Source organism: Paenibacillus sp. J22R67, assembly GCF_059692175.1.
This window is the reverse complement of record NZ_JCAUAX010000004.1, coordinates 532,234-554,105: the sequence shown is the minus strand read 5'-3', so window position 1 is coordinate 554,105 and position 21,872 is coordinate 532,234. Positions and strand designations below refer to the sequence as shown.

Sequence of the window (21,872 nt, the reverse complement as noted above, 5' to 3'; positions counted from 1 at the left end):
AGTATAGCTATAGTTAAATTGGATCTGCTCCACCTAGTTCTTTAAGGCCATTATTCTTTTCTACCGATAAATGCAAACGACAAGACACTACCACCAAACAAAATAACAGTTGTAACGATAAGCGATAGATGCATACCGTCAATAAACGAAGCTCTGCTACTCAGAATCGAGCCGAGAATGGCAACTCCTAACGTTGAGCCAAGCTGGCGGCTAGAGTTAAGCGCACCTGAGACGGCACCAGTCTGTTCTTTGGGAACGGAAGAGATGACAGCTGCCATCAACGAGGGAATCGTAAAGGACACTCCGAAACCAAACAACATCAAGCCAAGCATCGTAATCACATAGCTGGTGTTCACTTCCGTCCACACTTGCAGCAGTGTACCTACTGCACCGAGGCTAAAGCCGAAAGTCATTGGTATCCGCGATCCAATTCGGCCAACAATGCGACCCGTCAGAATGGGGTTAAAGGCCAGCGGAATCATCATTGGAAGAAGCAAGAGTCCAGTCATGTGGGCCGAGAGCCCGCGCACTTGTTGAAAAAACAAAGGCAGTACAAATAGAATGCCCGACAGGCCAATGTTGATCGCCATCCCCGTAAGCATGCCGGCCGATATCGTCTTATTTTTAAATAGCTGCAAGGGAAGTAATGGCAGCTTGCCTTTCGCTTCAAAAATCAAAAATAACATAGCGCCCAACAGAGCTAGGCCAAATACCGTGAAAATAAACGGAGAATGCCACCCATATGTGTCTCCCTCCATCAGTCCGAACGACAATGCAGCTATGGCGACTATGGCCGTAATTTGTCCTCCTAGGTCATAGCTTTCCTGCAATTTATGCTCCGTTTCCCTGACGAACAGAATCGTCAAGATTAAGCTAATGACTGCAAGCGGCACGTTGAGCAGGAAAATACTTCGCCAACCGAACGAGTCCACCAATAGTCCGCCCACAACTGGTCCTGCCGCCATCGCTGCCCCGGTAACCGCTGCCCAAATGCCAAGCGCCTTGGCACGTTCAGCCGGCTCAGGGTAGGCATGGACCAACAGGGTGAGCGAGGCTGGCATCAATGCTGCTCCTCCTACGCCGAGTATTGCGCGTAAGCCGATAAGCATTCCAAGCGATGAAACAACTACGCATATGGCCGATGTTGCAAGAAATAAGACTAACCCTCCCATATAGACACGTTTGGCACCTATTTTATCTGCAAAAGACCCCATAGATAGCAGCAAACCTGCAAACACGATTGTGTATGCGTTGACCACCCATTGAAGCCCGGATATTCCCCCTCCTAACTCGGCACGTATCGCAGGCAGCGCGACACTTACCACCGTCATGTCCAGTAGTACCATAAAGTATCCGAGCGAAAGTCCAAGAAGCAGCAGCGCTTTGGCTAGCTTGCCTGATCTGTTTGACTGTATTTGCATTGTTTGTTCCAAAGTAAATCCCCTTCCATTGCGATATGAAATTAATCTCAATAGAAAGTGTATAATGGATTATATAATAGAATAAGATGATGGTTTATCCTAGGAGTAAAGCTCCTACGATAGAAGTCAGATTAGAGGAGTAGAACAGATATATGCAGCAATCAAACAATACGCGCCTTGATGAGCTGGCACAGTTTCTAAAGTCTCGACGTTCACGTATTTCACCCGAGCAAGTTGGTCTGCCTAATGGAGGCCGTAGACGCACACCGGGGCTTAGACGGGGGGAAGTAGCTCAACTCTCAGGCGTAAGCGTGGATTGGTACACATGGCTGGAACAAGCACGAAATATCCAAGTATCTGCTCAGGTGTTAGACAATATTGCTCGAGCTCTCCAGCTTGATGCGAATGAGCGTAAGCATTTATTTATGCTTGCCCTCCAGCAGCTGCCTGCCGATCTGGCACCAATCGAAAATACCATTAGTCTGACACTTCAGAATTTCCTTGATTCACAAGGGGCCAGTCCGGCCTATGTGACCGATCAGCGCCTAAATATTATTGCCTGGAACAGGGCTGCAAGTTTGATTTATGGGGATTATGGTGCAATGTCGATGCGCGAGCGCAATTCGGTTTGGCGAACATTCACTTCGCCATACGTGCGTGAATTGCTTCAAGAAAACTGGGAAACGCATGCCCGGCACCGTTTAGCTCAGTTTCGCGCCAATTACGGCAAATTCGCGGGTGATCCTTGGTGGATGGAACTCATTGGGGATTTGAATCAGATCAGCGCAGAATTCAGGGCATGGTGGCCACAGCACGATGTACTGAATGGACCCGAAGGAAAGAAAATGAATCATCATCCGATAGTCGGATTACTTATCTTTGATCAAATTTCTTTCCATGTCTCTGAATCTCCCCACCTTACAATCACGATCAACTTACCAACAAACGATAGTGATACGATCCCCAAAATTAGCAAGCTTCTATCGGAATAATTCCTATTTATTGTTTTGAATCAACATTCATAGGAATGAGAACGCTGAATGTAGTGCCTATCCCCTGTTTGCTCTGAACGCGAATCGTTCCACCCAAAGCTTCAATAATTCGGTAACTAACCATAAGTCCGAGCCCTGTGCCTTTCGACTTCGTCGAATAAAATGGATCCCCTAATCGCAAAAGCTGCTCTTCGTTCATCCCGATCCCTGTATCCATAATCTCAATAACAGCGTGGTTATTTTGGGCAAAGGCACGGATGGTTATTTTCCCGTTTTTCTCTATCGCTTCAGCCGCATTTTTAATTAAATTGATCATGACCTGGGTTAACTTTTTCGACTCTGCATACACATATAATTCCTCCAACTGGCTGTCCACAATATGCCCTTTTGACGTAACATAAGGTTCGGTAATGCTTATTACGTTACTCAAATGGGCCTTAACATCAATTTTTTCTACCCTTTCAGCCTGTGGCTTGGCGTACATGAGGTATTCGGAAATAATACCTTCCGCCCGATCGATCTCTTCTAATGCCAGAATAGAATACCTAAGATCCGTTTCATTCTGTGAACGGGCCTTTAATAATTGAAGGAAACCTTTGGACACGGTGATTGGGTTGCGAATTTCATGTGCGATGGTTGCTGCAAGCTCACCTAAGACGCTAAGTTTTTCGGACCGGTATATTTCATCCCGCATCTGTATGTTGTCTCGCATCGTTTCAATGAAAAAGAAAGTGATCCACGAACAAATCGTAAGAGTGACGCAGTAATAAGTAAAGAAAACCTCATGGTGAACCGTATCATTATGCAATTGAATGGAGCTCCATACAGATACAATCAATGCTGACAATAAGGAAAAAAATACACCCATAACAATATTTTGTTTTCCAGTTATTTTTTTGCGAAGTCTCAGAAATACAATGACAATAATGAATACAGGAATATAAGATAAGGCGGTTACTATAAACCCGCTCCCTCCGAGATAGAACCGATAACCAAGCAAAACAATGCCCACGAGCACCCCTGATCGATAACCCCCGTAAATAAGCGCTACTAGAAAAGGAATTATCCTTAGATCATAAATATATCCCGGGAAAACCGTAAAAGGAAAAGACATGCAACAAACCACCGATACACTGGAAAACACACCGATAATTAATTTAAAATGTTTGTTCTTATATAAGCCAAAAGCAAAGTATGAAAGGGCACCTACCAAAATGAATAGAAAGTTTAACAGTATGTAATCTAGCATAAGGCGCCTCCCATACAAATTTATTTCATCTTGATTATGCATGAAAAAAGCCGCTTAGCAAATAGCCATGTGACATATTTCGAAAAGGACCGCTAATGGGCCTAGCCTAGCGGATTGTACAGTGCTGAAACATACTTATTTTGGGAATTACTAGAAAAAAATATTAGATTTCGCAACTTCCATCTATTTCCAACGTCTAAAATTATGGATAAAAATGGATGACAAATAAGAATTGCCCAATTAAAGGAGAGATGAAGACGTTGAAGTTTACTTATTGGTCAAAACGAATAACCCAAGGTGCTGCATTGTTATCTGTACTATCGCTTTCCAGTGTTGCTCCACTAACAGCGATAGCGGCAGATTCATCGGTAAAGGATCAGCCCAGGATCGTTCAATTGAAAGACCCCAGTTATTCATTAGCTATTGATGATCAAGGGAATGCTTGGTGTCTGGCTCTTCATGCCATTTCCGTAAAGGATGGTTTTTTTCCTAATCCAATGGTTAAAGCAACAAGTATTACAGATGTTAAAAGTAGTACTTCGAGATTTGTCTTAAAAAATGATGGTACCGTATGGGCAGTCGAACGAATATCAGAAAATGAGCAACCTGATTACAAGGAGCATATATCGGCAACTTTGGGAGAGCGAATCCCTCGCTTAGAAAATATCGTAGAAATTGATACGGTCGGTACTATAGTTTTAGCTCTCGATAAATATGGGAAGTTGTGGATCATTGAAACTGTAAAATATGATGATAGTCTTCCATTGAAAGCAGAGCCTGTTCTTGTAGAAGGTTTGGATCATATTAAAGATATATTAGTTTCTACTGACTACAATGAGATAACATTTCTAAAAGAGGATGGAACGGTTTGGAACATTGATGATTATAGCCCATGGGGTTCGAGCAGGCCCTTATTTGACACGATCCGCTTTACTAAACCAGTGCAACTCGAAAATCTAAAAGACATCGTTCAACTAAAAAACAACCATTATGCCATTAAGAAAGATGGAACAGTGTGGAATTGGGGACGGACAACCGAGTTCTCCAAAAGCAACCCCGATCCAGCTCTGACTCCTGCAGCACCTTATCAAATTGAAGAACTTTCGGATGTCGTGGACGTTTCCAGCACCTTTGATCATGTATTTTTTGTGAAGAAAGACGGAACGGTTTGGGGCAAGGGCTATTTTGTAGAGAAATGGGAAGCACTTGGAGCGGAGCCTCAGAAAGTCTGGAAGGATTTATTTAAATTAGAGGGTATTGAAGATGCTGCTTCAGTCAATATCAACAATTACTATTTGTCAACGGAGTCCATTATCAAAAAAGATGGAACCGTTTGGATGTGGGGACTTGATCACTTCAGCAAATTAATCGATAAACCGCAGCAAGTAGAATTTAGAAATTAATTAGAAAAGAGACCAATTTGTAAGCCCATCAAGGGCCATCAAATTGGTCTTTTTTATTCCAAATGTAAGACACTTATACAGAGGTATCAATCAGCCTGGCTTGCCTTCAAAGCCTCTTTCTCCGCACGACGAGCAAACCACGTAGCCAATAGAGAACCAGAAATGTTATGCCATACACTAAAGATGGCGCTAGGAACGGCTGCGATCGGGCTGAAATGAGCCGAGGCTAATGCCGCTCCGAGACCCGAGTTCTGCATCCCTGTTTCAAACAAAATGGCTTTACGTTTGCTGGTATTCATCCGGAACAGCTTGGCAAACAAGTACCCGAGCAAATAACCGAGGCCGTTGTGTAATATGACGACTGCAAAAATAAGCAAGCCGCTTTCGATAATTTTCGCTTTACTGCCGCCAACCACAATAGCCACAATGATGACAATCGCTAATGTGGACACGAGCGGAAGTGCCTGTACACTCGCTTCAGCTTGCTTTTTAAACAGACTTTTTACGATAACACCTAGAATAATAGGCAAAATGACAACCGTCAGAATATCCTTAATGAGCGCTCCGCCATCAATCGGCATCCAGCGTCCCGCGAGCAGACTGATCAAGGCTGGTGTGGCAAGTGGCGCAATAAGTGTGGAAACGGAAGCAATGGATACACCCAGCGCAACGTCGCCTTTTGCAAGCAGTGCCATCACATTGGAGGACGTGCCGCTAGGGCAGCAGCCGACGAGAATGACGCCAACCGCTATTTCTGGCGGTAATTTCAACACAATAGCCAGCACATAGGCGAGCAGCGGCATAATAATATAATGACCGACAACGCCGATCAACACTTCTAGTGGACGACGAAAAACTTCGCGGAAGTCAGCAGAGGACAGCGTAAGCCCCATCCCAAACATGACAATGCCAAGAAAAATAGAAATGTAGCCCTTTAGCGGTGTAAATACTTCAGGCCAAAAAAATCCCAGACAAGCAAATACAATAACCCATAGTGAAAATGTTCCTCCTACAAACTTGCTTACTTTTGCAACTGTACGCATTCAACCTAACCTCACTTATGATGTAATGTAATAAGATAGAATTAGCCCATTGTACGTGAAAATCACTTGAAAATCCACCCTTTTAATAGTAATTATTAAATAAAAGCGACAGTCTTGGGGAAAAATCAAGCCCCAGACTGCCGCTTTTTTACACGCTCAGTGCAATAAGAAAGTATACTTTACGCTTAAATTTTGCTAACAACTTCCTTATTTTGAAGCAGAGCAACCAGGTAAGCCAAGGTCAATCCTTGACCCCATCCTTGTACTCTTTTCTTGGAAATCACCTTGTAATCATCTACGGAATACATCACAGCCGTACCTGCCGATACATTCCGTACTGAACCGTCTTCATCAATATTTGCCAAGATGCCCTCATAAGCTTTGGCCATATAATTTTGATGCAGCGGGTGCGCATAAGTTACCAGTGCGGCGGCAATCCCAGCGGAGGCTGATGTTTCCTCGTAGGAGGTCTCATCATTCAATACTGTGCGCCACAGCCCATTCTCTGATTGCAGCCTGACCAGTGCGCTTAATTGATCGCCAAGAGCTCCTCCGATTTGCATCCACATGGGCATAAAAGGATTCAGCATTTTATAGGATTGTGCCATCGTATAAGCAGCCCATGCATTGGCTCTGCCCCAGTAAATGCCGGACAAATGATCTTTCCTGACATTATCCCACGCGTGATAGAATAAATTCGTCTTCGTGTCCTGCAGGTATTCTTCATGCCAGTAAAATTGATTGAGCGCATCCTCAATGTATGCCTTATTATCTAGTTTAAATCCAAGCCGCAGCAGGAAATACGCCGCCATAAATAACGTATCCGCCCATGCTTGTTCTGGAAAATCATTCTTAGAAGATACCGTATGCTGGAAAACACCTTCCCCGAATCGGATGGCATCCTTTCGCAAGTATTCGGCTTTCAACAACGCCAGGTCGAGGTACTTGGAATCATCCGTGGCTTCATACAAGGTCAGCATGGTATGACCCATGGCACAAGCGTTAACCATCATCGGCGGCAACCCAAGCTCCAGATACTCGTCCACCCATTTAACCAGAAAATCGATGTACTCCTGATTACCGGTCACTTCCCAGGCCTTGCAAATCCCATAATAGGCGACTCCACAAGACCAGTTCCATGTGAAATCCATATTCATCGTTCTGCGGACTACCCGGTCTATGAGTTCTTTTACTTCATTTTCGTTGCATTCAAATTTCCGCATAGAATCGCTACCTCCGTCTATTTTGCCTGATGAAATTATAGCTTCAACGCACATATACCTATAAAAATAACATAATATTCGAAGGCATTCTCCGCATTTTTAACTAAAAAATGTGCAAATCTCGCATATCTTGCGATTTGATGAAACCGTTTAACTAGTCAGCTGCTGAGATTCCCGATACTGACCCGGCGACAGGCCAACACATTTTTTGAAAATACGACTGAAAGATATCGAATTGGTATACCCCGCTCTGACAGAGATGTCCTGCACCGTCTCCATGGTTTCCGTTAGCAGTTTCTTCGCGAATGCCATCCGCAGCGAAATTAGAAAATCACTGAAATTCTCACCGAGTTCTTCCTTAAACAGTTGGCTCAAATACTTCGAATTGACTTGAAAGCAATCACTCAAGAGGGTCAAGGAAAGATTCGGGTCCGTGAAGTTCTCCGCCACATAGCTGCGAATTTCTTTCATCAAGGCATGATGTCTCCGGTTTTGTGAAAACTCCAGCAATTGCTCAAGCATTTTCTCTAACGCCACACGGTAGCGCGTCTCAATCTGCTCCAGCGTCTCGGAATGTTCCAAACCCTGAATCAACTCAGTCTTCAGGCTCGTCTTCCAGTACATGTCAATTTCTGGCTGCGTGCCTTCCAATTCGCGCTCCATTTGAAAAATAAAATATTGCAGGAGCCGCTCAATATCTCCTCTTTGCAGCTGTTGAACGCGCATTTCGTGAAATAGCTTCCTGAAAGCAACGGACCACCCATGATCCGCCAAACGAACTTGCCGCACGATGGATTGGATAAGCTGAAGATAAGTAAACCATTCATCGGATATTTTTTCGTTACCTTCCACGGTATCGATGATTTGATTGATCCCCAACGTAACTTTCCGGTTAACGGCTTGCCCGGCTTCTTGATAGGAACGGCGAATCAAAGCTACGTCCTCGGCAACGGTGCCAACACCAAACGTAACGGTAAAATCCAAATGTGCCTCTATCCACGAACGAATTTGTTCCGTCAATTTCAACAAATGGTGCTCAAGATCCTGATCCTCGTGTGAAATATGGAGAAGCACCAGTCTGTTTTTGGATACCCATTCCATGATGACCTGCTGCTGATTTTGTTCGGAGAACTCTACCGCTACACTGCTGATAACAAATTTGAAAAGCGACTGATCCTTCTGGTTATATTTCATGCAAAACTGTACATAATGATCGATTTCGAGCAGCGCCACGATAAAGCGGGTGTCATTCTTAATCCCAAAATGCTCGCTTTCCAGCTTCCAGACTTCCTGATCTTCTGCGTATTCGCCATTCAGTAGATTCTGTAAAAATTGCTGCCTGCGGATCGCCAGATGCTCGACTTGCCGCTCCTGAAAGGCCATATTGTTCGTAATGAGCCGCTCAATCGCTTGATCAATGAAAGCAAACTCGTTGGTGTCATTCTTCAAGTCATTTGATATAACCGAATTTGAGAAACGATCGATTCTATGCAATATCGCCTCAATCGGCCGGTAACTCCTTCGTGTAACATAAAACGTGGAGCCTATCGCCAAGGCAATGGCACCCAGTACGGCGACAATCCAAACCAAGTTACCATGAAGCAAAATACTATAAAGCTGACTTCCTTTAATTCCCGTTTGATAGGTCCAGCCGGTATAATCGGACGTTACTGCCGCTTGAACACCTTTATCCTTGGAGTCGAAGAGAACGTTCGGGAAAAAAGGCTGATGCCCCGCATCGTAAATTTGTGCATTCGTCACCGTGCGATCAATCATCCCATCGGTAAATTTAGAAATGGCGTCCAGATTAACGTTAATAATCATGTAGCCGAGGCTGCCTGTATCCAGCGGAACTTTTCTTCCCAGCGTAATAACTTTGAGATTCGTCCTATTGCTCCCGTCTTTGACACGAGGCGATGACCAATTAACAGGGTAGGGTTGTTTTAACAATTCACTAATAAAATCACGATCCGGAAAATCATCCATAGGCCTTATCGTACTCTGATCGAGAACCTGCTTATCCTTCGCTCTGTAAAAGTAAATAGAATCGATAAAATTATGCTGAACCATCATTTCACTCAAAATGTTGGATGCTGCATAGCTTAGCAAACGGTCAGATGGCGTATCCAGAAAAGCCTGCAGCTCCGCATTCGTCTGAATCACTTTTCGGGCATCGGCATCAATCGTTTTTAATGAATTATCGATCATGTTGCTGATGTATTCCGTTGTTACTTTGTTGGCTTGAATCGCATTACGGACATTGAGTTCATTAATAATCGTAACGAAAATAGAAATGAGAATCGAGATCGTAAGAAACAATATCGGAAGATACGAAAACATCATGCGTTTGATATACGTGTTATTTTTCATCTTAACTCACCCTATATGCCAGCTTTTACTACTAACACTATACAAGCCAGCCTAATTTGCTGCAATAAACCGATTTCCGTCGCCTAAACTTATTTCAGAAATGCTGATCTACATGACAAATCCAAGCAAAAAACAACTGGCCCCCCATTCGCACAAGGGAGCCAGCTGAATCCTCTTACTTTTTCTTCATTTCTTTATAAGCCGCTCGTTTTTCATCAATCACGGCTTGGCCGCCTATTTTCAAATATTCTGCGGTAATGGCATCGAATGTTTTGCTGAACTCTTCCGGCTTTGCCAAGACGCTTTTGACGACGGCTTCCTGGGCTTTGTCACCAAGCGTTTTGCTATTTTTGATCTCAGCCTCAATCGGACGATCGAATCGCGGATTGGTATAACCGTCATTCAAAGCGTTCTGAATCGTCTGCTTAGCCAACTCTTTATAATTCGGGAATTGAATAGCGGCTGCTTCAATATTTTTATCAGGAGATCCGAAATCTTTCCCGTTGCTAATCATCGCGACATCCGTATTGTTATAGAATGTTTTCTTCGCTTCATCCGTTGTGATCGTTTTTGGGAATCCATTTTCAAGCGTATAATGCTGGACTTCAATACCATTTTGTAGTGTGAACAACACATCAGGCTTAGACATCCAGTCCAAATACTTAATGGCTTCCGCCGCATGTTTACTCGACTTCGGAACCATCAGGTAGGCACCAATCGGGTCGTATATTGCTTTCGGATGTTTGCCCTCCTCATTGGTGAACGGATCCATGGCCACAAACTCTGCGCTTGGCACATTCTTTTTGAGCGAATCGAGGACATTGCCGGTCCCCATTAAATTCGGGTGGGCAGCCAGTGCAGTGAAAGCGCCGACTAGACCGTTCGACACATCCTTCTCGAAATTTTTGCCGTCTTTATCAAGCGCGAAGTCCGGATTAATGAGGCCCTCTTGGTTCAACTTATTCAAGAACTGAACGCCTTCTTTATAGCCCGGTTTCAGCAGCTCAGGCGTTGCGTAGAAATCTTCTTCCGAAATTTTCTTGACGAATGAACTGATCAGAAGCCCCGGTGTACTAATATTCGTACCGTTCATCGCGCTGAAATCGAAAGGAATCACTTTGCCGCCAGTCTGTCCTGGATCTTTCTCTTTAAACGCTTTCATTGTGTTGTAGAATTCATCCGTGGTCTTCGGAATTGGCATGCCCAGCTTATCCAACCAATCCTTGCGAATATAGGAAGTATGCGCATATTGCAAGGGTCTTTTTGCAGGAATTGTATACTGCTTGCCGCTAAAAATGCCATAATTCAATACTTCCTGACCAAGGAATTTCTTCAGGTTTGGACCATTATCCTCCAGCAGTTTGCCGAGATCCGTCAAACCGCCGTTTTTGACATAATTGTTAATCGTATTCGTATCATACGTAAACACAATATCCGGAGCATCGCCGGATGCCATAAGGACGTTGAGTTTATCTACCTCTTGATTACGCGGAACTGGAATGAACTGCATTTTGATATTGTTCGGATCACCGAAATTTTTCTGAATCCATTGTGTCCAGAAGTTGTTATCGACTGACCCTGCTCCTGCAGGTGCATTTCCCCGATCGAACATTTCGACTTTCAGCGTAACCGTCTCTTTGCTTGCTCCGTTTGTTGCAGCAGCTCCAGAAGGGCTTGATGAAGCTTCATTAGAGGCGCTCGAGCAAGCGGACAGCATTCCCGTCAAAACCAGTAGAGCGGTTGAAGCCCCAAACCATTTGCGTTGCTTTGTTTTCATAGTAGTTACCCCTTTCAAAATTATCATTCGTATATGTTAACCTCTCGACTTGTCAGAGGCAGTAACCAATCTCCAGGTCCAGCATTTAAGAAGGTCAGATTAGCCCTTCACTGCCCCTATCATAATTCCGGAGACGAAATATCGCTGCAGCCACGGATATACGATCAAGATCGGCGTAGTAGCGAACATGATGCTCGCGGCCTTGATACTTTCTGGAACAGACTCGATTTGGGAGGCGCCTTCTTGCGCTGTCAAATCCGTAACCATGCTGTTCATAACGACTTGATACAGCTTAAGCTGTATGGGATACATATCCGCATGAGTGATATAGAAGAGCGCGTCCATAAAGCCATTCCACCGAGATACTGCATAAAATAAACTAAGTGTCGCTAGCGCCGGAAGTGAAAGCGGCAGCACAATCCGAATGAGAGTACCTATGTGCGAACTTCCATCCAAGTAGGCTGATTCTTCCAAGCTAACAGGTACCGATGAGAAGAACGAACGTAAAATGATTAAATTAAATGCCGAGATCATACCTGGTACGATCAGCGATGCAAGATTATCCAGCAGCCCGAGCTGCTTCACCAGCAAATATTCGGGAATTAATCCACCGCTGAAGAACATCGTAAAGACGATTAGCAGCATAAACACTTTTCTGCCCTTCAAACGGTCCTTGGTTAGCGGATATGCCGCACAAATGCTCATCACCATACTCACGACCGTATAGGTAACCGTCAACACGATGGTTAATCCCATCGACTTCAGCATTCTGGTATCCGTGAATACAATCTCATAAGCGTGAAAATCCAGCTCCCTTGGGAAAATGGTAACGAGATCGGACAAGATGGCATGCTTGGAGCTTAACGAGATCGAGATGATGTGAAGGAACGGCAGCAGACAGATGAGGAGCGCCACCCCGATAATCAACATAATCATAGCGTCTATAAGCCGGAACTTCTTCGTTTTCCGCAATACGGCGTTGTTCATATTGTTCCCTCCTACCATAATCCTTGCTCTCCGAATCGTTTGGCGATCGTATTCGCCAAGACCACGAAGATCAATCCTACCAACGCTTGGAACAAGCCCATGGCGGTTGCCAGCGAGAACTGCGCTGATTGCAGACCTGCCTTGTACACAAAGGTAGAGATGACTTCCGCATAATCCATGACGAGCGGATTGCTCATGACGAAAGGACGCTCGAAGCCGATGGTCATGATATGACCAAGCTGCATAATCAACATGACCACGATGGTCGACCGAATACCTGGCAGCGTAATGTGCCAAACTTTCTTCCATCTTCCTGCACCGTCCACCTCGGAAGCTTCGTAAAGCTCCTTATTAATACCGGTTAACGCCGCCAAGTAAATAATGGTTCCCCAGCCGGCACTCTGCCAAATCCCTGTTCCCAAATATACGAGAAGCCAATGATTTTTCTCCGTTAAGAATGGGACTGCCGGCAAACCGAGATGTTCAATCAGATTGTTAACGAGACCGCCCTTTGTAGCAAACATTTGGTACACGAGTCCGCCAATGATAATCCATGAAATAAAGTGAGGCAGGTATAGAATCGTCTGCGCTACTTTTTTAAACCACATCGTTCGTAGCTCATTGAGCAAAAGCGCCATAATGATAGGGGCAGGAAACGAAAAGAATAAATCCAGGAAGTTCAGCAGAAGCGTGTTTCTGACAACCTGATAGAACTGGCTCATAGCAAATAACTCGCGGAAATTATCGAACCCGATCCATCGGCTGCCTGTAACTCCTTGAAAAATGCTGTAATCCTGGAACGCAATCGCCGCCCCATACATCGGAACATACTTAAATATAAGGAAATAAGCAATTGGTAAAACAAGTAAAGCATATAGTTGATAATCCTTCAAAAATCCCGCTACCCGTCGACGCCTCACGGCTGCCTGGATGGATGGCGACTTCGTTTGTGTAACACTTCGGTCCATGTGCATCCCTGCTTTCTCTTTGTCTTGCTGAAGCAGCTTTCTCTGCTGCCTCTCCCTGACCGTACTGGTCCAGGCGGCTAACAACACTATACTCAGAGCGCAGCAAACAACACAACAAACTAAATTCCGTACACAAACCTATTTCCGCAACCCTTGATACATCAGGCTTTTGCGCCACAATAAAGAGAGACTCTCCCCTAAGTAAGTTTGATTCTTCGCTTGATTTACAGACAGCAAAAACAAAAAAATGGCGATGTTAAGCGGGCTCATCCCTGCATCGCCATTCCTGCTTTTTTGATCGTTAGCTGCCTTCTTGAGCAAATTATAGGTGTGGAAGCCACCAGGCCTCAATGCCCACTTTTGACAGGCTTGGAAGCAGATAATGCCGGGATCCTTGGTTATTTTTCATTTGCCCAAACACACTCTCCGGTTCAATCATTCTTCACGGCTTCACTTCGATAGTGTCTCTATCAAAACATTAGTTTACTCTCTGCCGCACACGTCCATGTGACTTCGGCATCGTTATACTACCAACCACCTTCACTATCTTCCATTTATTGAATTTTGTACAAGTGTTTATTGAATGTAGAAAGAAACCTTTCCTTTTGGGTGGTTCTCCAATTTACAAAGGGAAGGTTTCTTTTTGTTTTACAAATTAAAGAAGGGGGCGTCCTAAGTCTTATGACATTTGGGTTAGCCCCATGAGTGCCAAGCTGCGTACGGCTTGTAACGATGTTTTTCATCGTTACCGCACCACCCGCGGGCTACTCGCATTCCGCAACGTTGTTTTTCATCGTTGCAGATACGCTCCCCTTGCGCACCTGCGCTGCGTACGGCTTGTAACGATGTTTTTCATCGTTACCGTACCACTCACGGGCTACTCTCATTCTGCAACGTTGTTTCTCATCGTTGCAGATAAAATATGGCGAGAAGTTTGTATCCTCACAGGGCCGATTAATCCCGAGGGCAGCGATAGACCATCATAGCGATTGGCTAAACTGTTTGTCACTTCTACCCTCAGGACATTCATCCCCGCTTTCAAATCCTGCTCGATTGGAAAGGAATATGGCTTCCACATCCGGACGCCGGCCTTTTGGCCATTCACCCAGACTTGAACGAATTCATGCGCCTCCCCAAGATCAAGAGTTACCGTTTGAGGTCTACCAGGATCTGTAAACTCAATATTCTTCTCATACGCAATGGTGCCTGAGAAGTGCTGCATCCCTTCCCATTCTGTCCATGAGTGAAGCGAAGTGAGCTCACCTTCGAATGGCTCTCCTTGCACTTGCCACCCATCCGAAAGGTCAAACACTTCCGTTAACTGCTGCCTGGCAGGCACGGGTTGAACGTGCTCCTGATGCGGATCGATTGCGATGATCAGACATTCCCTGCGTTCTATCGTAAAGCCAATACTCCGATGGCCACCTGCAATCTGCTCTGTGTGAACTACATCCGTGGCTCCTGACCAAGGCTGCCATAATTCTGCTCGCCCGGACAGCTCTGTCACAAGCTTCCCTTGATAGGAGTCTTCCCCTTCATTGACGATGACATAAAAGATAATGCCTTCTTTCGCAACTTGACTGACACGAATGGATGCGCAAGGTGGCTGAATCAGGGCTTCTCGGAGTAACGTCAACCTCAAAGCCTCCAACAACTCTCCATCCTCTTTTACGCGGACCTGCCCGAAATCAATGGTCTCACGGTTTTCCCCAAGCATTTCAATCACGACGCCACCTTGCTGGATGAACGATGCAAGGATCGTTCGACTCTCCTCTTTCACCCTATCTCCATCTTCTATCAGCAGTGCTTTGTATTGTTGGTTCACGATACGGATGATACCAGCCTCAATTTGACAGGAGCTGCCCAGAAGCTCTTCCTCCAAGTAATTGAACTCAATTTGGTACTCATACAGCGGCTTAACGATTCGCCAAGGCAAGAAGTCGGGCTGAGCCAGCACAGCCACCTCAGCTAGATTGACGCTGTCGGTCATCAGCCAGCTCATCCTTTTGATATAACGTGCAAAACGGCTGTATTCCGACCAATAAATATTATTCGGACCTACATCCGGAGGTCGTTCATCACGTCTCGTATCTCGGATGGAATAATAGAACGCATGAGGTGATATCAGATTGACACCTCGTACGAACAACCAATCTAAATACCACTTCATATTATCCGCACTTAGCGCCCAGCCGCTTTCTTTGCCGCAGACACCAAAACATTCGTTCAGATTTCTTCTTCTATCACGGTGTCGTGCAGCATCAGATGAGCATTTGCCCATCGTGCTGTGTGCGCCCGTAAGAGACTTCCCGTCTTCCGGGGCAATATAGCGCCACACAACGTCTTGCCCCGGAATGTGGAAATGGGCAAGAAGTCCGATGTCGTCGCTGGCTGCCGGATGACCCGTCAATCCAATGCCGTGATCTTCGCACCAATCGGCGAGCTGCTTATAATACGTGCGCGCCAAACGATTTCGCACCGTTGTCTCATAGGCGCTGCGGATGGCTCTCGTCTTCTCACCGGCCTCAAACCAAAGTGCAGGTAGATCGAGCTCGGAGTTACCGCTAAGGAACTCCGCCATAAATCCTCGCGTCCAAGGCTTCAATCCTTTCGTATGACCCCGACCTAGCAGATCAGGTTCATCGGTGAAAAACGCGAAGATTGTTGAACCAAAGTAAGAGCTAAGCCACTTATAGTAATTCTCATGTGTAATCGAAATAAAGGCTTGAACCGCATCGGGATTAAGCAAGTCGGCGGCCAAAGGAGCATCCGGTTCCCCATCGTCCTGACCAAAATGTACACCTCGAATTTTCCCCTTGGAATTGGTTTCAATAAATAGGAGCACAGACCAATCCCCGTCATCCGGCGGCATAAACTGGATAGATGCTTGACTGCTGTTAAGATGAACTGCACTTCCAGGCACAATCGCATGATCGGACAGCTTACGAACCGCTTGAACCGCGATAATCTCTTCACCCGCCGAGCAAACAAGCGGAATATGTAGGCCACTCCTCCCGCATGAATGCTCTTCCATCCTCAAACCTCTGCTTGCAAACTCGGGATTCTGTTGTACGACCAAACCGCATGCGGAACCGGACGGATACATCCCTTCATCGTACAAAATAACGGACATCTCCAGCTTGGCTGCCTCTACGACTGCGACCTCGACCAGCTCCATAAATGCATCTGATAAATAAGGCGTCTGATGCGATAATCCCATACGAGGATGAATCACAAAGCCATTGACTTCTTTTGCGTGAAAATCGTGAATTTGTCTACTAATTTCTGCTTTGGACAGCTCATCGTTCCAAAACCAGAACGGAATGGGACTAAATTCCGCTTGTGGTTCTGCAAACTGTTGGTTCAAAGTTTCTAGCATGTTCTCACCTCTTTAGCTATATTCCTTCAGAACTATACGCGGAGCGCTCTAACAATACAATAAACTAAATTCAGGACATAAACTGATTTCCGATGCTTTAGTCCCTCAGACTTATTTTTCGATAAAGATCCATGAATTCCTTTCATTTACAAAATCAATCAAAAGACTCATGAGGAATATATACATTTCCTTTACAATCATATATATATTTTTACATATATGTATGAGCTCTATAGGAGTTTATATAAAAACAATTCGCTCTGATTTGCCTGCTAGTCGTTCTTGCAACCATTGGCTCGTTGTTTCAGGCTGGAAAAGCGTCAGCGCACGGTTATGTGGACGGTCCTGCAAGCCGCTCTGCACTTTGCAAATCAGGTGCCAACACAAATTGCGGTGCCATCGTTTATGAACCTCAAAGCTTGGAAGCTCCCAAAGGAGCAACAGCAGCTGCAACGAGCGTATCCTTGTCTTGGGGCGCTTCCACAGATAACGTTGGCGTAACTGGGTGCAAAGTCTATAATGGTTCCACCCTTGTCGCCAATGTTACTGGAACCAGTTATACCGTAACTGGTCTTACAGCAAGCACCGCTTATACCTTCACGGTTAAAGCCATTGATGCAGCCGGCAACGGACTCTACGCCGCCAACCGCACCGACTGGTCTCCATATCATGGGATCACCCACAGCATCCAGCATGATGTTGATGTGGACAGCTTCTACCGATAATGTTGGCGTAACAGGTTACAAAATCTATAACGGTTCCACGCTTATTACAACAACATCGGGCACTGCTGATTCTTATACCGTAACTGGGCTTGCAGCGAACAAAACGTATAACTTTACAGTTTACGCAATCGACGCTTCGGGCAATCAATCGCTTAGCAGCACGGTCAGCGGTACAACAGCTGCTGCCGAGGCTCCAGCGATTGCCGCTTGGGCAACAAATACCTCTTATACTAGAGGCACTCTTGTTACCTACAATGGCCATACGTATAAATGCTTGCAATCCCACAAGTCTATCTATACCTGGACACCAACAGTCACTCCAGCTCTATGGGAGTTGCAAAAATAAACGTTAACGAAGAAGACTACCGATAGTGATGAATCGGTAGCCTTCTTTTTTTGCCTTTATTCCACTTTGTGATCTCCTAGTATCTATGCTAAAATCGTGATAGCGCTTACTTTCGTGTAACCCTGCATCCAAATAATCAGAAATGTTGGAGGAACAAATGTGGAAGAAAACGCAAAAAATGAGCACGTTAATTACCATCATCCCTTACTGCGCTACAAAATATGGGACATTACTTTAGAGCCACTTCCTTCGCTCCCTTGGAACCCGTGGCACTATCATAAAGAAATAGAGATCATTTTGTTATTTGAAGGTTCTATGCAAGTTGAAACGGTAGACACGATTTATCATTTACAAGATCAAGACTTGTTAATAATCGGATCATCCCGGTTACACCGTACCCGAAGACAGAAGTTAGTCAAACAAATTGTCTTGCAGTTGGACATGACGGCACAATTAGATCCGTATACCAAGGACTTCTCCCCAATTTTGTTAGAATTATCGGAACCACTAGATCGCATCAACGAGGTATTGGCTAACAATCCATCTGTTAAGGAAACCATGTTTCATTTGTTAGTCCAAGTTTACCAAGAAGCAAGCCATATGGAGCCCGGTTACGAGCTGGCGATAAGCGGTGCCTTCAAACAACTGCTCTCCCTGCTCATACGTCATGCTCCCTCCACGCCTCCGATTTCACCTGCGGATTGGCAGCGTCTCAAACCCGTATTGGATTATATTGAATTACATTATCGTAATCCGATTCGGATTCAGGATATCCTTCATCTCGTACATTTGGAATATCACTATTTTATTAAATACTTTCAGCAGTGTATTGGCATGTCCTTTGTTGATTATCTTCATTTAAGACGAATTAAAACAGCTGAGCATCTACTGCTTACCGAAACGCTTAATATTGCCGATGTTGGCGTGCAATCCGGTTTCCCGAACGTCAATATGTTCATTCGTATTTTTAAGCGCTATAACGCGTATACGCCTTCTGAATTCCGCAAAAGGCGCATACAAAAACCAGCATCGTTCGTTTAAGGCACGCTACTCATTTACCTGCAAATTCGCATGTTTCTGAATGAGTTCGTTTGTTGCCCTACGGGCGATACGGGTTGCAATAAGCCCATCCAAGCCAGTCGGCATGTCTCCCTTTTGCCCGGTTTCAAGTGATAAGGCAAAAGCCTCGTACATGCCCTTGAAATTCTTTTCTGAGGCAAAAGGAAACCGAGTTGTGCCGGTTGAATTCCGCATCTCAAATAATTGCGCTTCACGATCATAACGGATGACTCCGTCAGTCCCGATCAGTTCATAAATAAAGTGGGAGACTGGTTCTTTAGCCGTAAAACAGTAGGAATAGCTGATTTCTAACATCGTATGTACGTTATTGGCATGCTTCATATGCAGGTACATATGATCTGGAGCTTCATAATTGTCTACCCAAGCTCCTTCCGCATGCTGAAGTTGTACATCTGAATTCAACCACCATCTGGCCAGGTCAATTTGATGCACACCACAATCAACCATAGGTCCGCCTTCGATCATTCGGTTGGCGCGTCTTAGGTTTAGTTGTTGAATGGTCTGATCCTGTTCGACATATTTACCATGATTATTCCAGATGTAACTTAACCTCAGGGATCGCACCTCACCGATCGTCTTATTTTCAACGATGGTTTTAATCTTTTGAGCAACGGGGCTGAATCGGTAATCAAATGCTGTAAACAACATTAATCCCGCTTCTTCCATCATGGTAATCATTTCTGCAGCTTCTTTGTCATCCATAGCCAATGGTTTCTCGCACAAAACATGCTTACCATAACGTGCAGCATCGCGTACATTTTGATAATGAGAAGGCGCTGGAGATGTAATGACTACCGCATCAATTCCGGATTGGAAAAACAGCTCAACATCACTAAACACTTGAACATTATGTTTCTTCTGCAGCTCCTCTTTTCGAGAAACCACTGGTTCATAAATAGCAACTAATTCGAAGGTAGACGAATTAATTATTGCGGGAATATGCCCGTAATTTGCAACAACTCCGCAGCCCATCAAGCCCAATTTAAACATACTCTTTCCTCCTGTAGATCCTGCCAACCTAATTTTTGTTCTTCCTATTCTTTAACCGAACCCATTAATACCCCTTTAACAAAATATTTTTGCAAGAATGGATACACCATCAAAATGGGAAGTGTGGCGACCACAATAGCAGCATATTTCAATGTTTCGGGAAACGCCGTTTTGTTGGCGTCATCAACGACTTGTCCGTATCCTGTAGAATCACCAATGATGACAAGCTGCCTTAGAACGACCTGCAGCGTCCAATAACGCGAATTATTCATATACATGATTGCAGCGAAAAACTGATTCCAATTCCCAACGGCATAAAATAACGTAAAGGACGCAAGTGCAGGCAAGGACAAGGGTAATGCGATTCGCATGAAAATGCCAAAGTTGCTGCAACCATCAATCCTTGCCGAATCTTCGAGCGCTTGCGGGATACTCGCGAAAAAATTTTTCAAAACAATCAGGTTAAAAGCAGAGATAGCCCCCGGTAACATTAGAGCCCAAAGGCTATTGATCATCCCCAACTGCTTAACAACTAGATAAGTTGGGATAAGCCCACCGCTAAACATCATCGAAAACACGATTAACATCAAAATAGCCCTACGCGCGCGAAACCGTTTCTTCGACAAGGAGTAGCCTAATGTTGAGGTAAACAACATATTTATTGCGGTCCCTACCACAGTTATAAATATTGTAAATAGCAGCGCTCTGACAAATGATGGGGTAGTAAGAATCATCTGGTATGACGTAAGAGTAAACTTCTCAGGCCATAAAATAATGCTTTCCGTAAGCACCTGCTTGATTGGTGATAGTGATGCGACAATGACATAATAGAAGGGAATAAAGGTTATTACCGCTACTAAGAACAATGATAGATAGTTTGCACTATCAAAAATCCGACTGCCTACCCCTCTATTTCGAATCATGCTGTCATCCTCCTTATCATTCCCAGCTCAATATATGCCATCTTCGCCAGCCTTTTTAACCAACCAATTCGCAACAGCAACAACAATGAGACTGATGATTGACTTAAATAGTCCAACAGCGGTGGAAAAGCTCAATTGCCCCTCAACCAATCCCTTTTGATAAACAAATGTTTCGAAAACATCTCCTACATTTCGCACCAAACTGTTTAACATGAGGAAAATTTGCTCAAACCCGACATCCATGATATGTCCTAGGCGTAAGAGAAACAAAATGATAATCGTGCTGCGAATCGTTGGCAGCGTAATGTGCCATAACTGTTTCCAGCGGTTCGCTCCGTCCATGACGGCAGCTTCATACAATTGTGGATCGACACCTGCAAGTGCAGCTAAATAGATGATGGTCCCCCAACCGGCTTCTTTCCAAACATCTTGAATAACAATCAGCGTTCTAAAAGCTGCCGGTTCAGACAAGAAATTAATCGTTTTTCCACCCATTGCCTCAATGATATGATTAACGACTCCCCCGCCTGATAACAAAACAAACGTAATAGATGCAATGACAACCCAGGAAATAAAATGCGGTAGATAAATGATCGTCTGTATCAACTTTTTGAAGAACGTTTTGCTTATTTCATGCAGCATTAGAGCAAAAATAATGGGAACTGGGAAGAAAAAGATCAGCTGATAAAAGCTAATTAACAACGTGTTCCTCATTAAGTTCCAAAAATGATCATAAGCAAAAAGTTCCTGGAAATGCTTAAACCCAACCCACTCGCTTTTCCAAAACCCCAAAAAAGGACTGAAATCCTGAAAGGAAATTAGAATTCCCCACATTGGCAAGTATTTAAATAAAAGAAAGTAGACGATCCCAGGAAGGGCAAGCAAATAAAGATCCCAATCCTGAAATAAAGAGACAAATCTTCGTTTCGTTGCTTTCTTCGTTATCGGCCCTGTTAAGCTGGATTGCCCTGAAAATTGGTTCATACATGTCAACTC

Annotated in this window: 17 protein-coding genes and 1 pseudogene; 5 read left to right on the top strand and 13 right to left on the bottom strand. The window is 44.6% G+C overall.

What is annotated here, in order from left to right:
- Positions 1–50: 50 nt before the first annotated feature.
- Entirely contained in the window at positions 51–1,421 is a 1,371-nt protein-coding gene (locus AC58VC_RS18780; RefSeq protein ID WP_497370348.1) for an MFS transporter, read from the bottom strand.
- Positions 1,422–1,573: 152 nt separating this feature from the next.
- Here AC58VC_RS18780 and AC58VC_RS18775 point away from each other — a divergent pair, with 152 nt between their 5' ends.
- On the top strand, positions 1,574–2,413 hold the full coding sequence (locus AC58VC_RS18775) for a helix-turn-helix transcriptional regulator (RefSeq protein WP_497370346.1): 840 nt from the start codon (positions 1,574–1,576) through the stop codon (positions 2,411–2,413).
- A gap of 7 nt (positions 2,414–2,420) precedes the next feature.
- Here the strand turns inward: AC58VC_RS18775 and AC58VC_RS18770 are convergent, their stop codons facing one another.
- Positions 2,421–3,662: an ATP-binding protein gene (locus tag AC58VC_RS18770; protein ID WP_497370344.1), complete on the bottom strand. Its 1,242-nt coding sequence runs from the start codon at positions 3,660–3,662 to the stop codon at positions 2,421–2,423.
- Between the two features lie 260 nt (positions 3,663–3,922).
- On the opposite strand from AC58VC_RS18770, the gene AC58VC_RS18765 reads away from it, so the two are divergent.
- On the top strand, positions 3,923–5,065 hold the full coding sequence (locus AC58VC_RS18765; RefSeq protein ID WP_497370342.1) for an RCC1 domain-containing protein: 1,143 nt from the start codon (positions 3,923–3,925) through the stop codon (positions 5,063–5,065).
- An 86-nt stretch (positions 5,066–5,151) separates the two neighbouring features.
- Here AC58VC_RS18765 and AC58VC_RS18760 read toward each other — a convergent pair whose 3' ends face one another.
- The 8 genes from AC58VC_RS18760 to AC58VC_RS18725 all read right to left on the bottom strand — a co-directional run bounded on the left by AC58VC_RS18760 (position 5,152) and on the right by AC58VC_RS18725 (position 16,812).
- A complete protein-coding gene (locus AC58VC_RS18760) occupies positions 5,152–6,108 on the bottom strand; it encodes a bile acid:sodium symporter family protein (RefSeq protein ID WP_497370341.1) in 957 nt (318 codons plus the stop codon).
- Between the two features lie 185 nt (positions 6,109–6,293).
- Positions 6,294–7,331 carry a glycoside hydrolase family 88/105 protein gene (locus AC58VC_RS18755; RefSeq protein ID WP_497370340.1) on the bottom strand — a complete coding sequence of 346 codons (1,038 nt, stop codon included), beginning with the start codon at positions 7,329–7,331 and terminating at the stop codon, positions 6,294–6,296.
- 150 nt (positions 7,332–7,481) lie between these two features.
- Positions 7,482–9,701, bottom strand: a complete 2,220-nt coding sequence (locus tag AC58VC_RS18750) for a helix-turn-helix domain-containing protein (protein ID WP_497370339.1) — start codon at positions 9,699–9,701, stop codon at positions 7,482–7,484.
- 175 nt (positions 9,702–9,876) lie between these two features.
- The gene (locus AC58VC_RS18745) at positions 9,877–11,478 is read right to left on the bottom strand and encodes an extracellular solute-binding protein (protein WP_497370338.1); all 1,602 of its coding nucleotides are present in this window, start codon (positions 11,476–11,478) and stop codon (positions 9,877–9,879) included.
- Between the two features lie 99 nt (positions 11,479–11,577).
- Complete coding sequence (locus tag AC58VC_RS18740; RefSeq protein WP_497370337.1) at positions 11,578–12,465, bottom strand: carbohydrate ABC transporter permease; 888 nt, start codon at positions 12,463–12,465, stop codon at positions 11,578–11,580.
- 11 nt (positions 12,466–12,476) lie between these two features.
- On the bottom strand, positions 12,477–13,433 hold the full coding sequence (locus AC58VC_RS18735) for an ABC transporter permease (protein ID WP_497370588.1): 957 nt from the start codon (positions 13,431–13,433) through the stop codon (positions 12,477–12,479).
- Between the two features lie 764 nt (positions 13,434–14,197).
- Positions 14,198–14,320: a hypothetical protein gene (locus AC58VC_RS18730; protein ID WP_497370336.1), complete on the bottom strand. Its 123-nt coding sequence runs from the start codon at positions 14,318–14,320 to the stop codon at positions 14,198–14,200.
- On the bottom strand, positions 14,317–16,812 hold the full coding sequence (locus tag AC58VC_RS18725) for a glycosylhydrolase-like jelly roll fold domain-containing protein (protein WP_497370334.1): 2,496 nt from the start codon (positions 16,810–16,812) through the stop codon (positions 14,317–14,319). The genes AC58VC_RS18730 and AC58VC_RS18725 overlap by 4 nt, the downstream gene beginning before the upstream one ends.
- Before the next feature lie 335 nt (positions 16,813–17,147).
- On the opposite strand from AC58VC_RS18725, the pseudogene AC58VC_RS18720 reads away from it, so the two are divergent.
- The 3 genes and pseudogenes from AC58VC_RS18720 to AC58VC_RS18710 form a co-directional block, all read left to right on the top strand.
- Positions 17,148–17,441: pseudogene (locus AC58VC_RS18720) on the top strand (fibronectin type III domain-containing protein); the annotation flags it as partial.
- Between the two features lie 73 nt (positions 17,442–17,514).
- Positions 17,515–17,883: a carbohydrate-binding protein gene (locus AC58VC_RS18715; RefSeq protein ID WP_497370333.1), complete on the top strand. Its 369-nt coding sequence runs from the start codon at positions 17,515–17,517 to the stop codon at positions 17,881–17,883.
- Between the two features lie 159 nt (positions 17,884–18,042).
- Entirely contained in the window at positions 18,043–18,924 is an 882-nt protein-coding gene (locus AC58VC_RS18710; protein ID WP_497370332.1) for a helix-turn-helix domain-containing protein, read from the top strand.
- 6 nt (positions 18,925–18,930) lie between these two features.
- On the opposite strand, the gene AC58VC_RS18705 is transcribed toward AC58VC_RS18710, so the two are convergent.
- Genes AC58VC_RS18705 through AC58VC_RS18695 form a run of 3 tightly spaced genes read right to left on the bottom strand, consistent with a single transcriptional unit; the run spans position 18,931 to position 21,860 of the window.
- On the bottom strand, positions 18,931–19,953 hold the full coding sequence (locus AC58VC_RS18705) for a Gfo/Idh/MocA family protein (protein WP_497370331.1): 1,023 nt from the start codon (positions 19,951–19,953) through the stop codon (positions 18,931–18,933).
- Between the two features lie 44 nt (positions 19,954–19,997).
- Positions 19,998–20,876, bottom strand: a complete 879-nt coding sequence (locus tag AC58VC_RS18700; protein ID WP_497370330.1) for a carbohydrate ABC transporter permease — start codon at positions 20,874–20,876, stop codon at positions 19,998–20,000.
- 27 nt (positions 20,877–20,903) lie between these two features.
- Positions 20,904–21,860: an ABC transporter permease gene (locus AC58VC_RS18695; RefSeq protein ID WP_497370329.1), complete on the bottom strand. Its 957-nt coding sequence runs from the start codon at positions 21,858–21,860 to the stop codon at positions 20,904–20,906.
- Between the last annotated feature and the right edge of the window lie 12 nt (positions 21,861–21,872).